Annotated in this window: 19 protein-coding genes; 7 read left to right on the top strand and 12 right to left on the bottom strand. The window is 62.9% G+C overall.

Translation table 11 applies throughout. The features are described from left to right. From BLR85_RS17535 to BLR85_RS17520, 4 genes are all read left to right on the top strand, one after another. The coding region (locus BLR85_RS17535; RefSeq protein ID WP_139188438.1) for a transposase at nt 1-316 on the top strand (316 nt) is incomplete at its 5' end. Between the two features lie 159 nt (nt 317-475). Then, nucleotides 476-1,093 (top strand): glycerol-3-phosphate 1-O-acyltransferase PlsY, encoded by a 618-nt coding sequence (gene plsY, locus BLR85_RS17530; RefSeq protein ID WP_093159414.1) that lies wholly within the window; start codon nt 476-478, stop codon nt 1,091-1,093. A 41-nt stretch (nt 1,094-1,134) separates the two neighbouring features. Beyond that, on the top strand, nt 1,135-1,509 hold the full coding sequence (locus BLR85_RS17525; protein ID WP_093159410.1) for a DUF805 domain-containing protein: 375 nt from the start codon (nt 1,135-1,137) through the stop codon (nt 1,507-1,509). Nucleotides 1,510-1,633: 124 nt separating this feature from the next. Beyond that, nucleotides 1,634-2,482: a DUF805 domain-containing protein gene (locus BLR85_RS17520; RefSeq protein ID WP_093159405.1), complete on the top strand. Its 849-nt coding sequence runs from the start codon at nt 1,634-1,636 to the stop codon at nt 2,480-2,482. Nucleotides 2,483-2,506: 24 nt separating this feature from the next. Here BLR85_RS17520 and BLR85_RS17515 read toward each other — a convergent pair whose 3' ends face one another. The 4 genes from BLR85_RS17515 to BLR85_RS17500 form a co-directional block, all read right to left on the bottom strand. Further along, nucleotides 2,507-3,877, bottom strand: coding sequence for a glutamate--cysteine ligase (locus BLR85_RS17515; protein WP_093159400.1), 1,371 nt, complete (start codon nt 3,875-3,877; stop codon nt 2,507-2,509). A gap of 100 nt (nt 3,878-3,977) precedes the next feature. Continuing rightward, a complete protein-coding gene (locus tag BLR85_RS17510; RefSeq protein ID WP_093159397.1) occupies nt 3,978-4,505 on the bottom strand; it encodes a hypothetical protein in 528 nt (175 codons plus the stop codon). A gap of 16 nt (nt 4,506-4,521) precedes the next feature. Beyond that, complete coding sequence (locus tag BLR85_RS17505) at nt 4,522-5,382, bottom strand: GNAT family N-acetyltransferase (protein ID WP_093159394.1); 861 nt, start codon at nt 5,380-5,382, stop codon at nt 4,522-4,524. After that, the gene (locus tag BLR85_RS17500) at nt 5,382-6,104 is read right to left on the bottom strand and encodes a 16S rRNA (uracil(1498)-N(3))-methyltransferase (protein ID WP_093159389.1); all 723 of its coding nucleotides are present in this window, start codon (nt 6,102-6,104) and stop codon (nt 5,382-5,384) included. Before BLR85_RS17500 ends, BLR85_RS17505 begins: the two co-directional genes overlap by 1 nt. Before the next feature lie 22 nt (nt 6,105-6,126). Here BLR85_RS17500 and ubiA point away from each other — a divergent pair, with 22 nt between their 5' ends. The 3 genes from ubiA (at nt 6,127) to BLR85_RS17485 (ending at nt 9,601) form a co-directional block, all read left to right on the top strand. Beyond that, nucleotides 6,127-7,122: a 4-hydroxybenzoate octaprenyltransferase gene (gene ubiA, locus BLR85_RS17495; RefSeq protein ID WP_093159384.1), complete on the top strand. Its 996-nt coding sequence runs from the start codon at nt 6,127-6,129 to the stop codon at nt 7,120-7,122. 92 nt (nt 7,123-7,214) lie between these two features. Further along, nucleotides 7,215-9,275, top strand: coding sequence for an OmpA family protein (locus tag BLR85_RS17490; protein WP_093159379.1), 2,061 nt, complete (start codon nt 7,215-7,217; stop codon nt 9,273-9,275). Beyond that, the gene (locus BLR85_RS17485; RefSeq protein WP_093159374.1) at nt 9,272-9,601 is read left to right on the top strand and encodes a hypothetical protein; all 330 of its coding nucleotides are present in this window, start codon (nt 9,272-9,274) and stop codon (nt 9,599-9,601) included. Before BLR85_RS17490 ends, BLR85_RS17485 begins: the two co-directional genes overlap by 4 nt. A 33-nt stretch (nt 9,602-9,634) precedes the next feature. Here BLR85_RS17485 and BLR85_RS17480 read toward each other — a convergent pair whose 3' ends face one another. The 8 genes from BLR85_RS17480 to BLR85_RS17445 form a co-directional block, all read right to left on the bottom strand. Then, on the bottom strand, nt 9,635-10,075 hold the full coding sequence (locus BLR85_RS17480; RefSeq protein ID WP_093159369.1) for a molybdenum cofactor biosynthesis protein MoaE: 441 nt from the start codon (nt 10,073-10,075) through the stop codon (nt 9,635-9,637). After that, nucleotides 10,076-10,324 (bottom strand): molybdopterin converting factor subunit 1, encoded by a 249-nt coding sequence (moaD, locus tag BLR85_RS17475; protein ID WP_093159363.1) that lies wholly within the window; start codon nt 10,322-10,324, stop codon nt 10,076-10,078. 3 nt (nt 10,325-10,327) lie between these two features. Beyond that, on the bottom strand, nt 10,328-10,987 hold the full coding sequence (gene pgsA, locus BLR85_RS17470; RefSeq protein WP_093159358.1) for a CDP-diacylglycerol--glycerol-3-phosphate 3-phosphatidyltransferase: 660 nt from the start codon (nt 10,985-10,987) through the stop codon (nt 10,328-10,330). Nucleotides 10,988-11,024: 37 nt separating this feature from the next. Next, nucleotides 11,025-12,923, bottom strand: coding sequence for an excinuclease ABC subunit UvrC (gene uvrC, locus BLR85_RS17465; protein ID WP_093159354.1), 1,899 nt, complete (start codon nt 12,921-12,923; stop codon nt 11,025-11,027). Nucleotides 12,924-13,220: 297 nt separating this feature from the next. Further along, entirely contained in the window at nt 13,221-14,006 is a 786-nt protein-coding gene (locus BLR85_RS17460) for an SDR family oxidoreductase (protein WP_093159349.1), read from the bottom strand. 16 nt (nt 14,007-14,022) lie between these two features. Continuing rightward, nucleotides 14,023-15,018: a calcium/sodium antiporter gene (locus BLR85_RS17455; RefSeq protein ID WP_093159344.1), complete on the bottom strand. Its 996-nt coding sequence runs from the start codon at nt 15,016-15,018 to the stop codon at nt 14,023-14,025. A 4-nt stretch (nt 15,019-15,022) separates the two neighbouring features. Continuing rightward, a complete protein-coding gene (locus tag BLR85_RS17450; protein ID WP_093159339.1) occupies nt 15,023-15,211 on the bottom strand; it encodes a hypothetical protein in 189 nt (62 codons plus the stop codon). After that, complete coding sequence (locus tag BLR85_RS17445; RefSeq protein WP_093159335.1) at nt 15,212-16,006, bottom strand: S49 family peptidase; 795 nt, start codon at nt 16,004-16,006, stop codon at nt 15,212-15,214. Between the last annotated feature and the right edge of the window lie 103 nt (nt 16,007-16,109).

Genomic DNA, 16,109 nt, shown 5'->3' with positions numbered 1-16,109 from the left:
CCTCTACATCGAAACCCAACTGGGGCCGACGCTGCGCGAAGGCGACGTTGTCATACTCGACAACCTGTCGAGCCACAAAGCCCCGGCCGCAGCGGCGTCCCTACGCGCGATTGGTGCATGGTTCCTGTTCCTGCCACCCTACAGCCCAGATCTGAATCCCATCGAGATGGCCTTCTCGAAACTCAAGACACTGATCAGGAAGGCCGCCGCGCGAACCTATGACCAACTCTGGGCCGCCGTCGGACAGGTCTGCAACCTCTTCTCGGACGAAGAATGCTACAACTACTTCAAAGCCGCAGGCTATGAGGCCGATTAAACGCGACACGCTCTAGAAGGCACCTGCATACTGCGGGTGCCTTTCGCGCTTTGCGCCGCTGGGGAAATGACGCACCAAAGCATGTTGGCGCGTGGCTTCCGCGTGGACATTCCGTGCGCCTGAAGGAATAGTCGCGGCCAGTCGCGAAAAGGAATTCCCATGCCCCTGATCGATACCGCCCCTGCCCCTCTGATCCTGACGGCTCTGCTGGCCTATCTGCTCGGCTCGATTCCGTTTGGCATCGTCATGGCACGGTTATTCGGGCTGGGCGATCTGCGCGTGATCGGCTCGGGCAATATCGGCGCGACCAATGTGCTGCGCACCGGCAACAAGCTCGCCGCCTTCCTGACGCTGGTTCTCGACGCGGCCAAGGGTGGCGTGGCCGTTCTGATCGCCCGTGCGGTCGTTGGCGAGGACGCGGCCCAGATCTCGGGTTTCGCCGCATTTCTCGGCCATATCTACCCGGTCTGGCTGAAATTCAAAGGGGGCAAGGGCGTTGCCACCTTTCTCGGCGTGCTGCTGGCGCTTGACTGGCAGGTCGGACTGGCCTGTTGCGCGACCTGGCTCGTGATCGCGTTCCTTTTCAGGCTGTCCTCCTTGGCGGCCCTCGTCGCCGCCGGACTTTCAACCGCTTGGATGCTCGTGCTGGGACGCCCCGAAATGGTTCTGCTTGCCCTGCTGTTGACAGCCCTCGTCTATATTCGCCACTCTTCCAATATCGGTCGGCTGCTGCGCGGCGAGGAACCTCGTATCGGTGCTGACAAGAAAAAGAGCTGAGACCAGCCTTTGGTCGAATCCATTTTTGTGGAGATCTCCGAATGACCTTTCAGGAAGCTGTTAAGACCTGCCTTAACAAGTACGCCGATTTCAAGGGACGCGCGCGCCGGCCGGAATATTGGTGGTTTGTGCTCTTCATCTGGATCGGCAACGTGGTTTTCGGACTGCTGGATCGGCTCCTGCTCGGCGCCGGAAATGGTCTTCTGGGCGTCATCTGGGGCCTCGCGGTGCTGGTGCCGGCAATCGCGGTCGGCGTGCGGCGCCTGCATGATCTCGACAAGTCTGGTTGGTGGCTGCTTCTGGGCCTCATCCCGATAATCGGAACAATCGTTCTGATCTGGTGGTTCGTGCAGCCCGGGACCAAGGGCAAGAACCAGTTCGGCGCAGAGCCCAGGGTGAAACCGCGCGGCCTCTGATCCGGCTCCCTTTTTTGCTCCGGGCCCGCACTTCGATCTTGCGGCAGAATTTCCTCTCAACCGGCCAAGAATTGCCGTAAATCTCTGGCAGTTTTCTTGTGGGTTAACCAAGGGAGTGGCAGCCTTGCGCCGGTTTTTCGCAGCTTTCGACAGCTTCGTCTTCAAGTCCTTCGACATTCTCGGCCGTTCGTCGCGCTCCGAGTATTGGTGCGTCATGCCGGTACTCTGGGCGGTCATGATCGGATTGGCCTTGTGGGACTTCCGCAGCATCTGGAACACGCTCGATGGGGGCGAAATGCCGAGCGTGAACCCGCTCGTCTACGGCTCCGTCCTGTTCATCCTGTTGACAGCGATCCCGCGCATCACCCTTGCCATGCGGCGCTTGCAGGATAGTGGGCGAAAGGGAAAATGGGCCACACTTCCCTATTCGGCGGGTTTCCTGGCACTGATGGGCATTTTTGGGCTGGCAACCAGCGGTGCCTTCGTCGTCGATACCGATTTCAGTGACTTCCAGATACCGGCAGCCCTGCTGGTCAATCCGACCTCCACCGAAGCGATCGTTCTGACCGTGTTTGAATTTATCCAGAACATCGACAGCATTCACTTCGTCGGCTCTGTCCCCTCCGCGGGTGACATGAGCGCCACTATAGGCCGCAACACGGGCGCGGACACCAGCATGGTTCTTCCGGCCTTGATCATCATGGGAATGATGTTCGTCTATCCGCCCATCGCGCTGCTGATCTATCTCCTCCTCATGACGATCGCCTCGGAACGGGACGAGAATGCCTATGGTCTGCCCAGCCATTTCGACCACGGGCCGAGATCCAATGCGAAGGGCGAACACAATGCGTTTGCCTCTTACGCACTCCTCACACGGACCGAACAGAAACCCACGGAAGCGGAAATCGCCGCCCGCAAGCAACAGGTTCACAGCCTTTACGAACAACGTGTGCTCGGGCGTCAGCAGAACTGACGCCGCGGGCCGTCCTGCGGGGCGTCAGTAGCTGTATTCGGCAAAGACCCGGGACAGGTCTCCGTTCCAATCGCCGTGGTAATGCTCCAGCAGCTCGTCGGCCGGCACCTTGCCACTGTCGATGCTTTCCTGCAGCGCGTTGAGGAAATGCGTCTCGTCCGGGATCATGCCGCCGGCACCGGGCACCGCCCGCGCTTCCAGGCCGGATTGCGCGATGTTCACGGCGTTGCGCGCCAGTTCACGAAGCGAAACACCACCGGCCTCGCCCTGCAACCCATCGACCGAGGCCGCCGCACGAAGCCCCTCCCGCGTTTCCGCGTCCAAGCCCTTCACCAGGTCCCAGGCCGCATCGAGCGCCGTACCGTCATAGAGCAGCCCGGTCCAGAAGGCCGGCAGCGCGCAAAGCCTGCGCCACGGGCCGCCATCGGCGCCGCGCATTTCCATGTATTTCTTGATCCGCGCCTCGGGGAAGACCGTCGTCAGGTGGTCGGCCCAGTCGCTGAGAGTCGGCGTCTCGCCCGGTAGGGCCGGCAACTGGCCCTTGAGGAAGTCGCGGAAGGACTGGCCGAGCGCATTGATGTATTTCCCGTCGCGATAGACGAAATACATCGGCACATCGAGCGCGTAATCTACCCAGGCCTGGAAGCCGAAACCGTCTTCGAAGACGAAGGGCAGCATGCCGGTGCGAGCATCGTCGAGATTGCGCCAGATGCGCGAACGCCAGGATTTGTGGCCGTTTGTCTTGCCTTCGAGGAAGGGCGAATTGGCAAACAGCGCCGTCGCGACCGGCTGCAGGGCAAGGCCCACGCGCAGCTTCTTGGCCATGTCGGCCTCGTCGGCGAAGTCGAGATTCACCTGCACGGTGCAGGTGCGATACATCATCTGCTTGCCCAGATCGCCGACGCTGTCCATGTAGTCGGTCATCAGCCGATAGCGCCCCTTGGGCATCTGCGGCATCTCTTCATGCGTCCATGTCGGCGCGGTGCCGAGCCCGATGAAACCGGCGCCGATCTCGTCGGCAACGGTCTTCACCTCGCGCAGGTGTTCGTTCACCTCGTCGCAGGTCTGGTGGATGCAGGTCAGCGGTGCACCGGACAGCTCCAGCTGTCCTCCCGGCTCCAGGCTGATATTGGCGCCGTTCAACTCCAGCCCGATAATATTGTCCTGCTCATAGATCGGCGACCAGCCGTATCGGTCGCGCAGCCCTTCGAGCATCGCCTTAATTGAGCGCGGACCGTCATAGGGCAGCGGCTTCAGCGTGTCGCGGCAATACCCGAATTTTTCATGCTCGGTGCCAATGCGCCAGTCTTCCTTCGGCTTGCAGCCGCTTTCAAGGTACTCGACCATTTGTTCGTAACGCTCGATCGGCCCACCGCCGGACTGAGGAATGGACATTGTAAAGACTCTCCGGATTGGCCGCTTGGTCCGGTTTAGGTGCGCCGTGCAGTTGCACAAGTCAAGGGGCGGGGCCGTGCGCAAGCGCACAGGCCGGACACTATCGCGGAAGGATGATTTCGGGCGGCAGGTCGCGGTGCCATATCCGACGCGCCGTGATCGCCTCTCCGTCGAGCGCCGACATCAGGCTGCGCATTTCCATTCCCGGCAACGCCGCGAGATGGTCGAACAGCGCGTCCGCACCGGCCGAGGCCAGCGGCACCAGTAGCGCCTGCCCGTCCGCCTGCCGCAGGCGCCAGCAGCGGCGGGAGCCCGCCACGTCGATCACCTCGACCTCGACCAATTCGGACAGATCCACCGTCCCCCCCATGATCGGGCCAAGATACGCGATGCGCCCTTCATCTATCGAAACGGCGCCCGGCGCCTCGATTTCGAGGCGAAAACGCATCCGCCGCCAGGCAAAGACCGCCATCAGCAACGAAACGGCAATGACGATCCCGCCAAGCGTCAGCATCACCAGCCCGCCCAGCCCTGTCAGCCATAGTCCGAAGAAAGCGGCGACGAAGGCAGTGAGAACCTCGCTCCAACGCGACAGGTGACGGGCAACTTCAGGGCGAACAATACTCATCAGCCGGCAAACCGTCTCAAGCGGCCGCCTTCACGGCCTGCGCGTCGGCGAAGAACAGCAGGGTAAAAAGCCCGATCTGCTCGAAGCCGATCGCCTCGTAAGCGCGGCTGGCGGCCGGCCCGGAGGCAAAGAGGATCGCCCGCTTGACCCCGTCCTGCCGGGCGCGATCGAGATGCAGGGCAACAGCGCGCCGCGCATGCCCCTGCCCGCGCACCTCGTCGGGCGTGTAGACATTGCCGATCTGAACGGTGTCGGGGAGAATGGCGTTGAAGGAGGTCATGGCCAGCGGCTGGCCCTCCTCCGATTCCAGCAGCATCAGCGATTGCTTCGACAACATCGCATCCACGTCGTCGCCGGCCATTTCCTGCGCGTCCTCGGGCTGGAAATGGAAGATTTCGACCAGGTAGGACGCGCGCCAATGCGCCAGAAGCGGCTTGTCCGCCGCCGTCGCCTCGCGCAGCGCGACATGGGCGTGCGGCAGAACCAGCTTGGTCAGATCCAGCGAATAGAGCGGTTCGTCATCGTCGAGCTGCGCTTCCGCCTCGGACAGGCCAAGCGCCGCCTGCACCTGTCGCACCTGTGTGGTGGCGCCGAAGATGCCGTTGATCTCGTAGGGCTTGAGGGTCTCGGAGAGCTGCGCGTCGGGCATGTTCTCCGGGACCTGGACCAGGACGAACCCGGCGGTGGTGATGCCGAAAACGCCGGTCACCACGCCCGCCTCCTCGCGGACCCACATGCGCGTGGCGTTGCGCGCCTCGCCGCCGCATGGCCCGTGTGCCGCCAAATTGGCGCGCAGGAACATCGACGTGTCGGAATAGACGACAAGAAACGCCTCGATCGCGTCGGCATCGGCCGCCAGGGCCGCACGGAAGTTCATTACCAATCCCCCAAACTGCTCTGCCAGAGGGTCAGAGCGGCAACGGCCGCGGTGTCGGCCCGCAGGATACGCGGGCCGAGGCTCACGGCAACCGCCTGCTCCATATCATGCAAGCGACGGCGTTCGGTATCAGAAAATCCGCCTTCCGGCCCGATCAGGATCGCCCAGGGGCCGGACGGACCGGCAAGCGCCTCCCGCGCGCCGACCAGCGCCTCGTCGCAGAACATCAGCCGCCGCTCGGCCGGCCAGTCGGCCAGCACGCGGTCGAGCCGCGCCAGTTCGGCCACTTCCGGCACGAAGGTGCCGCCGCATTGCTCGGCCGCCTCCACAGCATGAGCCTGCAGCCGGTCGCGGCGGATGCGCTCGGCATTGGTGAACTCTGTCTGCACCGGGCAGATTCGCGCAGCCCCCATCTCGGCCGCCTTCTCGACGATGAAATCGGTCCGCGCCTTCTTGATCGGCGCGAAAAGCAGCCACAGATCGGGTGGCAATTGCAATGGCCGCGTCTGCTCGACGCAGGTCAAAACACCGCCGCGTTTGCCCGTTTCGACGATTTCGGCACGGAATTCGCCGTTTTTCCCCTCAAAAACAAGGATCTCCTCGCCAACGGTGAGCCGCATTACGCCGAAAAGGTAATGCGCCTGCTCCCGCGTCAGCGAAACGCTTTGCCCCTCATGGAGGCTTTGTTCTAGATACAGGCGGACCTTTGCCATTGACCTCATCCCCACGTTCCGGGCGGACCATATGACCGACGACCTACAGACTCCAGACACCAACGCAACCAATTCCGGGGCTGCCGTCCCCGGCGCCGTGGCCGATGCCGTAGATGGAAACTGGGTGGACCGCTTCTCGCCCGCCGCGATGCGTCCCTATCTGCGCCTGTCGCGGGCAGACCGTCCCGTCGGGTTCTGGACATTGGTCATCCCCTCCTTCTGGGGCCTGTTCGCCGCTGCCGCCGCGACCGGCTGGCGTACTTTCGACATCTGGATCGTGGTCGCCGTGATCCTTGGTTCCTTCCTGATGCGCGGCGCCGGCTGCAGCTGGAACGACATCACCGACCGCGAGATCGACGCGCTTGTGGAGCGGACCAAGTCGCGCCCGCTGCCCTCGGGGCAGGTCACGGTGAAACAGGCGATGATCTGGATGGGGGTGCAGGTGCTGCTCTCCTTCCTGATCCTGCTGACCTTCAATTCCACCGCGATCCTGCTCGGGGTGCTCTCGATCTTCCTCGTCGCGCTCTACCCGTTCGGCAAGCGCTTCACCTGGTGGCCGCAATTCATTCTGGGGCTGAACCTCAACTGGGGCACGCTGCTGGCCTGGGCCGCGCATACCGGCGATCTCTCGCTCGCGCCGATCTTCCTCTATTTCGGCGGCATCGCCTGGACGATCTTCTACGACACGATCTATGCCCACCAGGATATCGAGGACGACACGCTGATCGGCGTGAAGTCGACCGCGCGGCTCTTTGGCGACCAGACGCCGGCCTGGCTGCGGCTGTTCGTGATGGTCACCGTGCTGATGATGACCGTCGGCATCCTTCTTGCGCTCGGGCCGACCGGCAACCCGCTGGCACTCGCCTTTGGCCTGATCGGGGCATGGGGCATGGGGCTGCACATGGCCTGGCTTGCCGCCACGGTCGAACTGGAAGACCCGCATTCCTGCCTGTCGAACTTCCGGGCGCTGACCCAGACCGGCATGATCCTGGTGGGCGGTCTCGTGCTCGCCCTGCTGGCGATCTAGCCGAAAGCGTTTTGCCCTGCGGTCAGCGGGAGATTGATCCCGCCGCCCTGCCCCTCTAAGACAGCGCTACTGGGAACAAGAAGAACAGACAAATGCGCCTAGGCCCAAAGATCATTTCCGCGGCAGCCGTAATCCTTGCCGCCTTGTTTTGCTGGCTTGCCGCCGTCACGGCAGCCGACATCATCGAGGACCGTTCCGGCAAGGCGGTTTCCATCGCCCTGATCGAGCAGGGCCATGACTGGGCCGATGTCCACACGGATGGATTGCAGGTTCATATCGGCGGGATCGCGCCGAGCGAGGCCAAGCGTTTCAACGCGCTGCACGTGGCCGGAACGATGGTGGACGCGACGCGGATTGTCGATGGCACGACGGTCCAGCCTTCCGAGCCGCTGGCGCCGCCGCGCTATTCGATGGAAATCCTGCGCAACGACGAAGGCGTGACCCTGATCGGGTTGATCCCCGACACGCAGGACCGCGCCGCCATGGTGAACGAGATCATGTCGCTGGCGCAGGGATCGGAAGTGACCGACCTGCTCCAGGCCGCGCATTACCCCACGCCCGAGGGCTGGGAGGTTGCGGTCCATTACGGGCTGAACGCGCTCGCCCGGTTGCCGCGCTCCAAGATCTCGATCTCTGCGGGCAAGATCGAGATCACCGCCATCGCCGAGTCCGAGGAGCAGAAGCTCGAGATGGAGCAGGCAATCGAAGCTGCGCTGCGCCGGCGCAGCAACCTTGGGCTGGAGGTCGACTACCGGATTTCCGCGCCGCGACCGGTGATCACGCCCTTTACCCTGCGCTTTCTGATCGACGAGAACGGCCCCCATTTCGATGCCTGCTCGGCCGATACAGCACATACGCGCGAACGGATCCTCTCTGCTGCATCCGAAGCCGGCCTCGAGGGGGAGGTGGATTGCACGCTCGGGCTGGGCGTTCCGTCCACGGATTGGGCCGAGGCGGTGATCCAGGGCATCCGGGCCGTGGCCGAATTCGAAGGCGGCTCGGTAACCTTTTCCGATGCCGACGTGACGCTGGTGGCCCTGGAAACCACGCCTCAGGCCCTGTTCGACCGCATCGTGGGCGAACTCGAATCCAACCTGCCGGATGTCTTTTCGCTGCATTCCGTCCTACCCGAACCCGTCGTCATGGATGGCGCGGGCGAAGGTGACGGCCCGCCCGAATTCACCGCCACCCGCAGCCCCGAAGGGCAGGTCCAACTGCGGGGCCGGCTCAACAACGACATGGTCCGCAGCACTGTCGAGAGCTTTGCCAAGGCACGTTTCGGGGTGGATAACGTCTATACGGCCGCCCGGATCGACGAAGAACTGCCCGACGAATGGCCCGTTCGGGTGCTGGCGGGGCTCCAGGCCCTGTCGGAACTCGACAGCGGCTCGGCCATGATCCAGGAGGATTTCATCGCCCTGCGCGGCAAAACCGGAAGCAAGGCCGCCCGGCCCGAGATTGCTCGCATTCTCGGCGAGAAGCTGGGCGACAACCAGCATTACAAGATCGACGTTGTCTACGAGGAAGCGCTCGATCCGATCGCAGCCATGCCGACCCCGGAAGAATGCGTCGCCAATGTCAACGACCTGCTGTCGGAAACCAAGATCACCTTCGAGCCGGGATCGGCCGATATCTCGGGCAGCGCCGTGGGCGTGATCAACGACATTGCCGACATCCTCAAGGAATGCCGCGAAGTGGAGATGGAAATCGAGATCGCGGGCCATACCGACAGCCAGGGGCGCGAGGAAATGAACCTGGAGCTGTCGCAAGGACGGGCGCAGGCCGTGCTTGATGCACTGGTTGCCCGCCGGGTTCTCACCTCGGGGATCGACGCGAAGGGTTACGGCGAGAGCAACCCGATTGCCGATAACGACACCGAAGAAGGCCGCGAGGCCAACCGCCGGATCGAGTTCCTGCTGCTGACCGACGCGGAGGTGGACGACGCCATGGACGAGAACGGGGCGGAAGGCACCGGCGAGGGTGCCGAGGCGGCCGAGACCGCGCCAGCCCAAGGCACCGATAGCGACGCGACAGCCGAAGAGACCACCGATCCCTCCGCCTCGGAAGAGGCGCTGGACGCAACCACCGGCGCGGCCGTTGCGCCTGAAAACGAGTCAGACACTGCCGAGACCGGCACGGAGGAGAACCAGTGAACCGCTCCGAATTCATCATCGCGACCGCTGCGGTCCTGTTCGTGGCATTTCTGCTCGGATGGTTCGCGTCCTGGATAATCCATCGCGTGACGCGGGTGACGCAGTCCGAAATGGGCGAGCTCGACAAGATGGCCCAGTCGCTCCACGAGGCCGAGGAAACCCGCGACCAGGCGATCACCTATCTTCAGCAGCGCGAGGCGGAGCTGACCAACCAGCTCACCCAGACCGAGGCCGAATTGCAGGCCGCCATGGACGGGCTGCGCGATGCCCGCGAAGAAGCCGAAGAGCTGCGCAACTATATCGAGAGTGTGCAGGCGGACTCCTGAGAGCCCTGCCATATTTCAGGCCGGCAGGGCGCCTCACCAGCGGGTGAGCGAGTCCTCGTCATCCTGCTTTGCCGCCACCCATTCCGTACTGTCCGGCCCACGCTCCTGTTTCCAGAAGGGCGCGCGCGACTTGAGGTAGTCCATCAGGAATTCGGCGGCCTCGAAAGCGTGTTTGCGGTGGCGCGCCGCAGTGGCGACCATCATGATCTGGTCACCTGGCTTCATCGCGCCAAACCGGTGGATGACAAGCACATCGGCGAGCGACCAGCGTTCCACGGCCTGCCCGGCTATACTCTCCAGCGCTTTCTCGGTCATGCCCGGATAGTGTTCGATGAGCATCTCGGCCATCTGACCGCTATCGTCCCGCACGATCCCGGAGAAGCTCACCACGGCCCCGGCTCCGTCTGCGCGGGCCGTGAAACGGTCAAGCTCGGCGCCCGCCGCAAAGGGCGCTTCCTGAACCCGGACTTCCATTCAACCGCCCGTCATCGGCGGGAAAAAGGCGATCTCGCGCACGCCTTCCAACGGCGCGTCGAAATCGGTCAGCTCCTGATCGACTGCGACGCGAAGCGCGGACAGATCGGAGAAGGCCAGCGCGTAGCGTTCCTCGCGGGCCGACAGTTCCGCGACCAGTTCGGAAACGGTACCAGCGGTGGTTTCGACCTTCTCCCGCGGGAGGCCGATGCGCTCCCGCACCCATGCGAAATAGAGGATTTCGATCATCGGTCAGTCCTTGAGATAGGGCCGGGCCTTGTTGAAATAATCGAGCCCGGTGACAAAGGTCAGTGTCGCGGCAACCCAGAGCAGCAGCACGCCGAGCGTCCCGGTGATGCCCTTCGCATACATGCTGACGCGCAGGCCGCGCGCATCTGACAGGTTGCCTTCCATCACGCCCTGAAGCGTCGCGGCATCCATGCCAAAGCTGAGCGCGCCCACGTGATGCTCGAAGATGCCGCTGATGAAGAGCACGGAGATCGCCACCATCTGAACCATCGTCTTCCACTTGGCGAGTTTCGTCACCTTGAGCGTGCCCGCCGTATCGCCGAGGAATTCCCGCAGGCCGGAGACGAAGGTTTCCCGGAACAGGATCACGGCCGCCGGCAAAAGGATCCAGGGGTTCAGTCCCATCAGTCCGACCAGGGCGGCCAGCGCGATGATCACCATCGCCTTGTCCGCGATCGGGTCCAGCATCGTGCCAAGCTTCGTCTGCTGCCCCCACCTGCGCGCCAGGTAGCCGTCGAACCAGTCGGTCACCGAGGCTCCTACGAACAGGATGAGCGCCACCCAATCCGCGAAGGGACGGGGCAGGACGAGAAAGACCATCAGTACCGCCGGCGCGGACAGAAGGCGGATGATGGTCAGGATATTCGGAACGGTCCAACGCATGGCCCTACCTAACGCGGAATTCGGGCAGGTGAAAGCGTCAGCCGCGCTCGTTGAAAAAATCGTAGATCTTCTCGGCCAGCCCGGCAGAAATGCCATCCACCGCCTTGAGATCGGCCAGGTTCGCCCGGCCCACGGCCTTGGCGGACCCGAAATGGGCCAGCAGCGCCCGTTTGCGCGTGGCCCCCACGCCGGGAATGTCGTCGAGCGGCGTGGCGCCGACCGCCTTGGCGCGTTTCTGGCGATGGGCGCCGATGGCAAAACGGTGCGCCTCGTCGCGCAGGCGCTGAACGAAATAGAGCACAGGGTCGTTGTGACGCAGGGCGAAAGCGTTCTCGCCCGGGCGGTGAAATTCCTCCTTGCCTGCATCGCGGTCCACGCCCTTGGCCACGCCGATGAAAGGCACGTCCTCGACGCCGAGCTCGGCCATGATCTCGGCCACCGCGCTCACCTGCCCCGCGCCTCCGTCGATCAGCAGCAGGTCCGGCCAGGCCTCGCTCTCGCGGTCCGGGTCTTCCTTCAGCAGGCGCTTGAAGCGGCGGGTGAGTACCTCCTTCATCATGCCGAAATCGTCGCCGGGGGTCAGCTCCTCGCCCTTGATGTTGAACTTGCGGTACTGGCTCTTGAGAAAGCCCTCCGCCCCCGCAACGATCATCGCGCCCACGGCATTGGTGCCCTGGATATGCGAGTTGTCATAAACCTCGATCCGCGTCGGCGGAGCTTGCAACCCGAACGCGTCGGCCAGCCCGGATAGCAGCCGCGCCTGTGTCGCGCTTTCGGACATCTTGCGGGCCAGCGCCTCGCGGGCATTGCGGACGGCGCCCGCCACCAGTTCGGCCTTCTCGCCCCGCTGCGGCACGAGGATCTCCACCTTGCGCTCCAGCTTCTGGCTCAGGACTTCCTGCATCAATTCCCGGTCGTCGATATCGTGGCTCAGGATCACCTGACGCGGCGGCTGCTTGCCGTCATAGAACTGCGCGAGGAAAGAGCGAAGGATCTCGGCCGACGACTGCGTGCCCCCAGTGCGCGGATAGTAGTCGTGATTTCCCCAGTTCTGGTGCGCCCGGATGAAGAAGACCTGCACGCAGGCCTGCCCGCCTTCCATGTGCAGCCCGACGATATCTGCCTCGGCCACGCCGCGCGGGTTGATGCCCTGAGCCGATTGCACCTGCGTCAGCGCGCGGATGCGGTCGCGCAAGGCGGCGGCGCGCTCGAATTCATGTCGCTCGGAGGCCGCCATCATCTCGGCAGCCAACTCCTCCTGCACATTAGTCGACTTGCCCTGCAGGAAGCGCTCGGCATCTCCCACGAGCGCGCCATAGTCCGTCTCGGAAATATAGCCCACGCAAGGCGCGCTACAGCGCTTGATCTGGTAGAGCAGGCAGGGCCGGCTGCGGCTCTCGAAGGTCGAATCCGAACAATTGCGCAGCAGGAACACCTTCTGAAGCTGGTTTAACGTCCGGTTGACGGCGCCCGCGCTGGCGAAGGGGCCGTAGTAGGCGCCCTTCTCCTTCTTGGCGCCACGATGCTTCTTGATTTGGGGGAATCCATGCGTCTTGGAGACAAGGATATTCGGAAAGCTCTTATCGTCCCGAAGCAACACGTTGTAGCGCGGCTTGAGCTGCTTGATCAGGTTCTGCTCCAAGAGCAGCGCCTCGGCCTCGGTCCGCGTGGTCAGGAACATCATGGAGGCGGTCTCGCGGATCATCCGCTCAATGCGCGCCGAATGCCCCGTGGGCCGGGCATAGCTCGACACCCGCGCCTTGAGATTGCGCGCCTTGCCGACATAGAGCACCCGCGCCTGCGCATCGAGCATGCGATACACACCCGGCGAGGCATCGAGCATTTTCAGGTAGCCCTGAATGCAGTCATGCCCGGTCGGCCCGCCGCTTTGGGCGGCCTCGGTCTGCCCATCTGAGAGAGCGTCACCCTCTGCCATGAAACCTCGTCATCGATTCTCCGGATCGCTGCAACTTAGCGGGGACTGAGGCAACAGCAAACATGTCCACGTTTTCTGTGGATAAGCCTCTGGATAACCTGTGTCCGAACCGCTGATACCCCTGTTTTTCCGGGTGAATCATCACGATGCCTAATATTTGTGCACCAAATTAAACAATTGATATTGCGAGGTATTTTTTCGACCGCCTGGCAAATACTTGAAAATCTTAAAAGATTTCTGACAGTTTTGTGAAGGCGTTGCAGCAGGTGCATAAGTGACGTGACATGCGATCAAGAATTATTCTGGTATGATAACATCCGCCGTCTTCCAGGCGAGATGCTGGCCGCCATCCACGCAAAGCAATTGACCGCTGACCGAGGGCGCATCAATGAAATATCCAAGCGCGGCACAGACATCCTCGGGATTGGAACCACGTTCGAGAAGGCAGTTCGCCCGCTGCGCGCGGAAGTTCTCCTCGCTCTGCCGTTCGGCCGGCAAGGTCGGACCGGGACCGATGGCATTGACGCGGATATGCGGCGCCAGATCGCGCGCGGCGGTCTGGGTGAAAGCCCACAGGCCCATCTTGGCGATCGTGTAGCTCATGAAGAGCGGCGTCAGCTTGCGCACGCGCTGGTCGAGGATATTCACCACGAGCGACTGTGAGAGCGCTTCGTGATGGTGATCGCGGAAAGCGCGCGGCGCATGCTCGGCAAAAGCCTGGGTCAGAACGACCGGTGCGCGCAGGTTGGACTCAATATGCCGATCCCAGCTCTCGCGCGTGGCGGTGGCAAGCGAATCTTCCTCGAAGATCGACGCGTTATTGACCAGCAGGTTGAACGCCCCGCCAAGCGCCTCGGAGGCTGCGGGCAGAAGCGTTTGCATCTCCGCCTCGCGCGTCAGATCCGCCCGAAGCGCAACCGCCTTGCGTCCCATGCGCTCGATTTCGGCCACGAGAGCTTCGGCGTCATCGGCAGACCCATGGTAATGGATCGCCACATCGTGACCTCGGTCGGCCAGGTAAAGCGCCATGTAACGCCCCAAACGCCGCGCCGCGCCCGTTACCAATGCACGTTTCTCGGTCATGACAGGACCCTCCTCCTCAGGCGATTACCTGAAGAACATAGGCTATGTAGCCCGCGGTCAAGACAAAGCCGACAGGTCGCTTCATATCGCATTTGAAGAAGACAAACGGGATCAGGATCGCGGAGGAGAGGAACATCACCCAGATATCGAAACGCAGCGTCTGCGGATCGACAGGAATGTCGCCGACGAAGCTGGCGATCCCGATGATCGCGAGCATGTTGAACAGGTTAGAGCCGATCACGTTGCCGATGGCGACCTCGGTCTGGCCGCGGATCGCCGCCATCACCGTCGTGGCAAGTTCGGGCAGCGAGGTTCCGAGCGCAACCAGCGTCAGGCCGATAACCGTTTCAGGCACGTCGAGATCATTTGCAATGTTGACCGCGGCATCGACCAGCAAATCCGCGCCGAGCGGCAACCCGAGCAGGCCCAGCCCGAGATAGACCCATATTTTCCAGGTCGGAACAGAATCATCCGCGCCTTCGACCTCGCCCTCCTCGCTCGCAATCGCAGAGCAGGTCCCCGCCATCTCGGCTGCCGCGAAAGCAGTCTTTCGTTCACGTCGGTGTATGTGTGCCGAGCGCAACGCGTCGCCCAGCATCAGCGCCAGTCCGAACAGCAGGACCGAACCGTCGATCCAGTTGAACAGATTGGTATAGGCAAGTCCGATGAAGACGCATGTCGCCACCATCATCATCACGAAGGTTTTCCGGCTGTCACAGCCCGACGTATGCAGCCCCGTCAGCAGCGCCGGGATGCCCAGCACCAACAGGACGTTCGCGATATTCGACCCGACGACATTGCCGAGCGCGATACCCGGTGCGCCGTTCAGGATCGCCTTCACCGACACCAGCAGTTCCGGTGCCGAGGTTCCGAAGGCGACAATCGTCAGCGAGACCAGCAGCGCGGGGACGCCGGCCCGCAGCGCGAGGTTCACCGCGCCTTTGACCAATGCATCGCCCGCCAGAAGCAGGATACTCAGCCCCAGGACCAGCAACGAAATGTCGGTCAGCATTCAGCTAGCCCTTTCCGCAGGGGCAAGGCCCCTTGCCGATGATGTAATTTCCACAGGCCTTGCAGCGGCGCGGTTTACCGGGGTTTTCGCTTTTCTTGTCGATACGCCGCGCCCCGCCCGGCCAGCGCAGCCGGCCGAACATCGCGAGCACCGCGATCCCAATCAGGAAAAATGTAACGATCTTGACCAGCACTCAGAGGCCATATCTCGCCCAGAGGGCGCGTTCTTCCACTTCGGCGGCGACCGAGGACGCCATCGACAGCCCGAACCGCCGCAACAAGTTGCGGCGCGGCCCGTGGTTTACAAATTTTACCGAATCTCCGTGGCGTTCTTTCATCGTGGCGGCAAGATGGCCGACATTATCGGCCAGCCCCATCTCGACGGAGCGCTGCCCGATCCACACGTCCCCGGTGAAAAGGTCCGGTTCTTTCGTCAGTCGGTCCCCACGCCGGGACTGGACATGCGCAATGAAGTTGCGATGGATCTCGTCCTGCAATTCGCGCAGGCGTGTCACATCCTCTTCCTTTTCGGGGCGAAACGGATCGAGGAAACTCTTGGACTGGCCGGCCGTGTGCACGCGCCGCTCCACGCCTAGCCGCGAGATCGCCTCGTGCAACCCGAAAGACGCCGAAATCACACCGATGGATCCGACGATGGAATTGGCATCAACGATGATGTCATCGGCCGCGCAGGCCAGCCAATAGCCGCCGGAGGCGGCCGCGTCCTCGACAAATGCCGTAACGGGAAGCTTTTTCTCTTCTGCGAGCCGTCGAATACGCGCCGCGATCAGGGAGGATTGCGCGGGCGAGCCGCCGGGCGAATTGATCGCAAGCGCGATCGCAACGGGTTTGCCCTTGCGAAAGGCCCGCTCGATCATCTCGGCGGTCCCCGCATCGTTCAGGCCACGCTGGCCGGAAGCGATCATGCCATTGAGGCGAATGACCGAAACCACCGGCGGCTTCTTGAGAAAGGGCACGAAACGTTTCATGCGCTCCCATGTAGGGCTCGGACCAGCCTGGAACAAGTCGTGAGACGATATCCGCCCCCCCTGTTGCCAGCTTGCCCGCCCCGACGACCAGCGGCGCGGATCC

The sequence above is a fragment of the Aliiruegeria lutimaris genome, from assembly GCF_900099935.1.
In the GTDB taxonomy this organism is placed as follows: domain Bacteria; phylum Pseudomonadota; class Alphaproteobacteria; order Rhodobacterales; family Rhodobacteraceae; genus Tropicimonas; species Tropicimonas lutimaris.
This window is presented reverse-complemented; position numbering and strand designations above follow the sequence as displayed.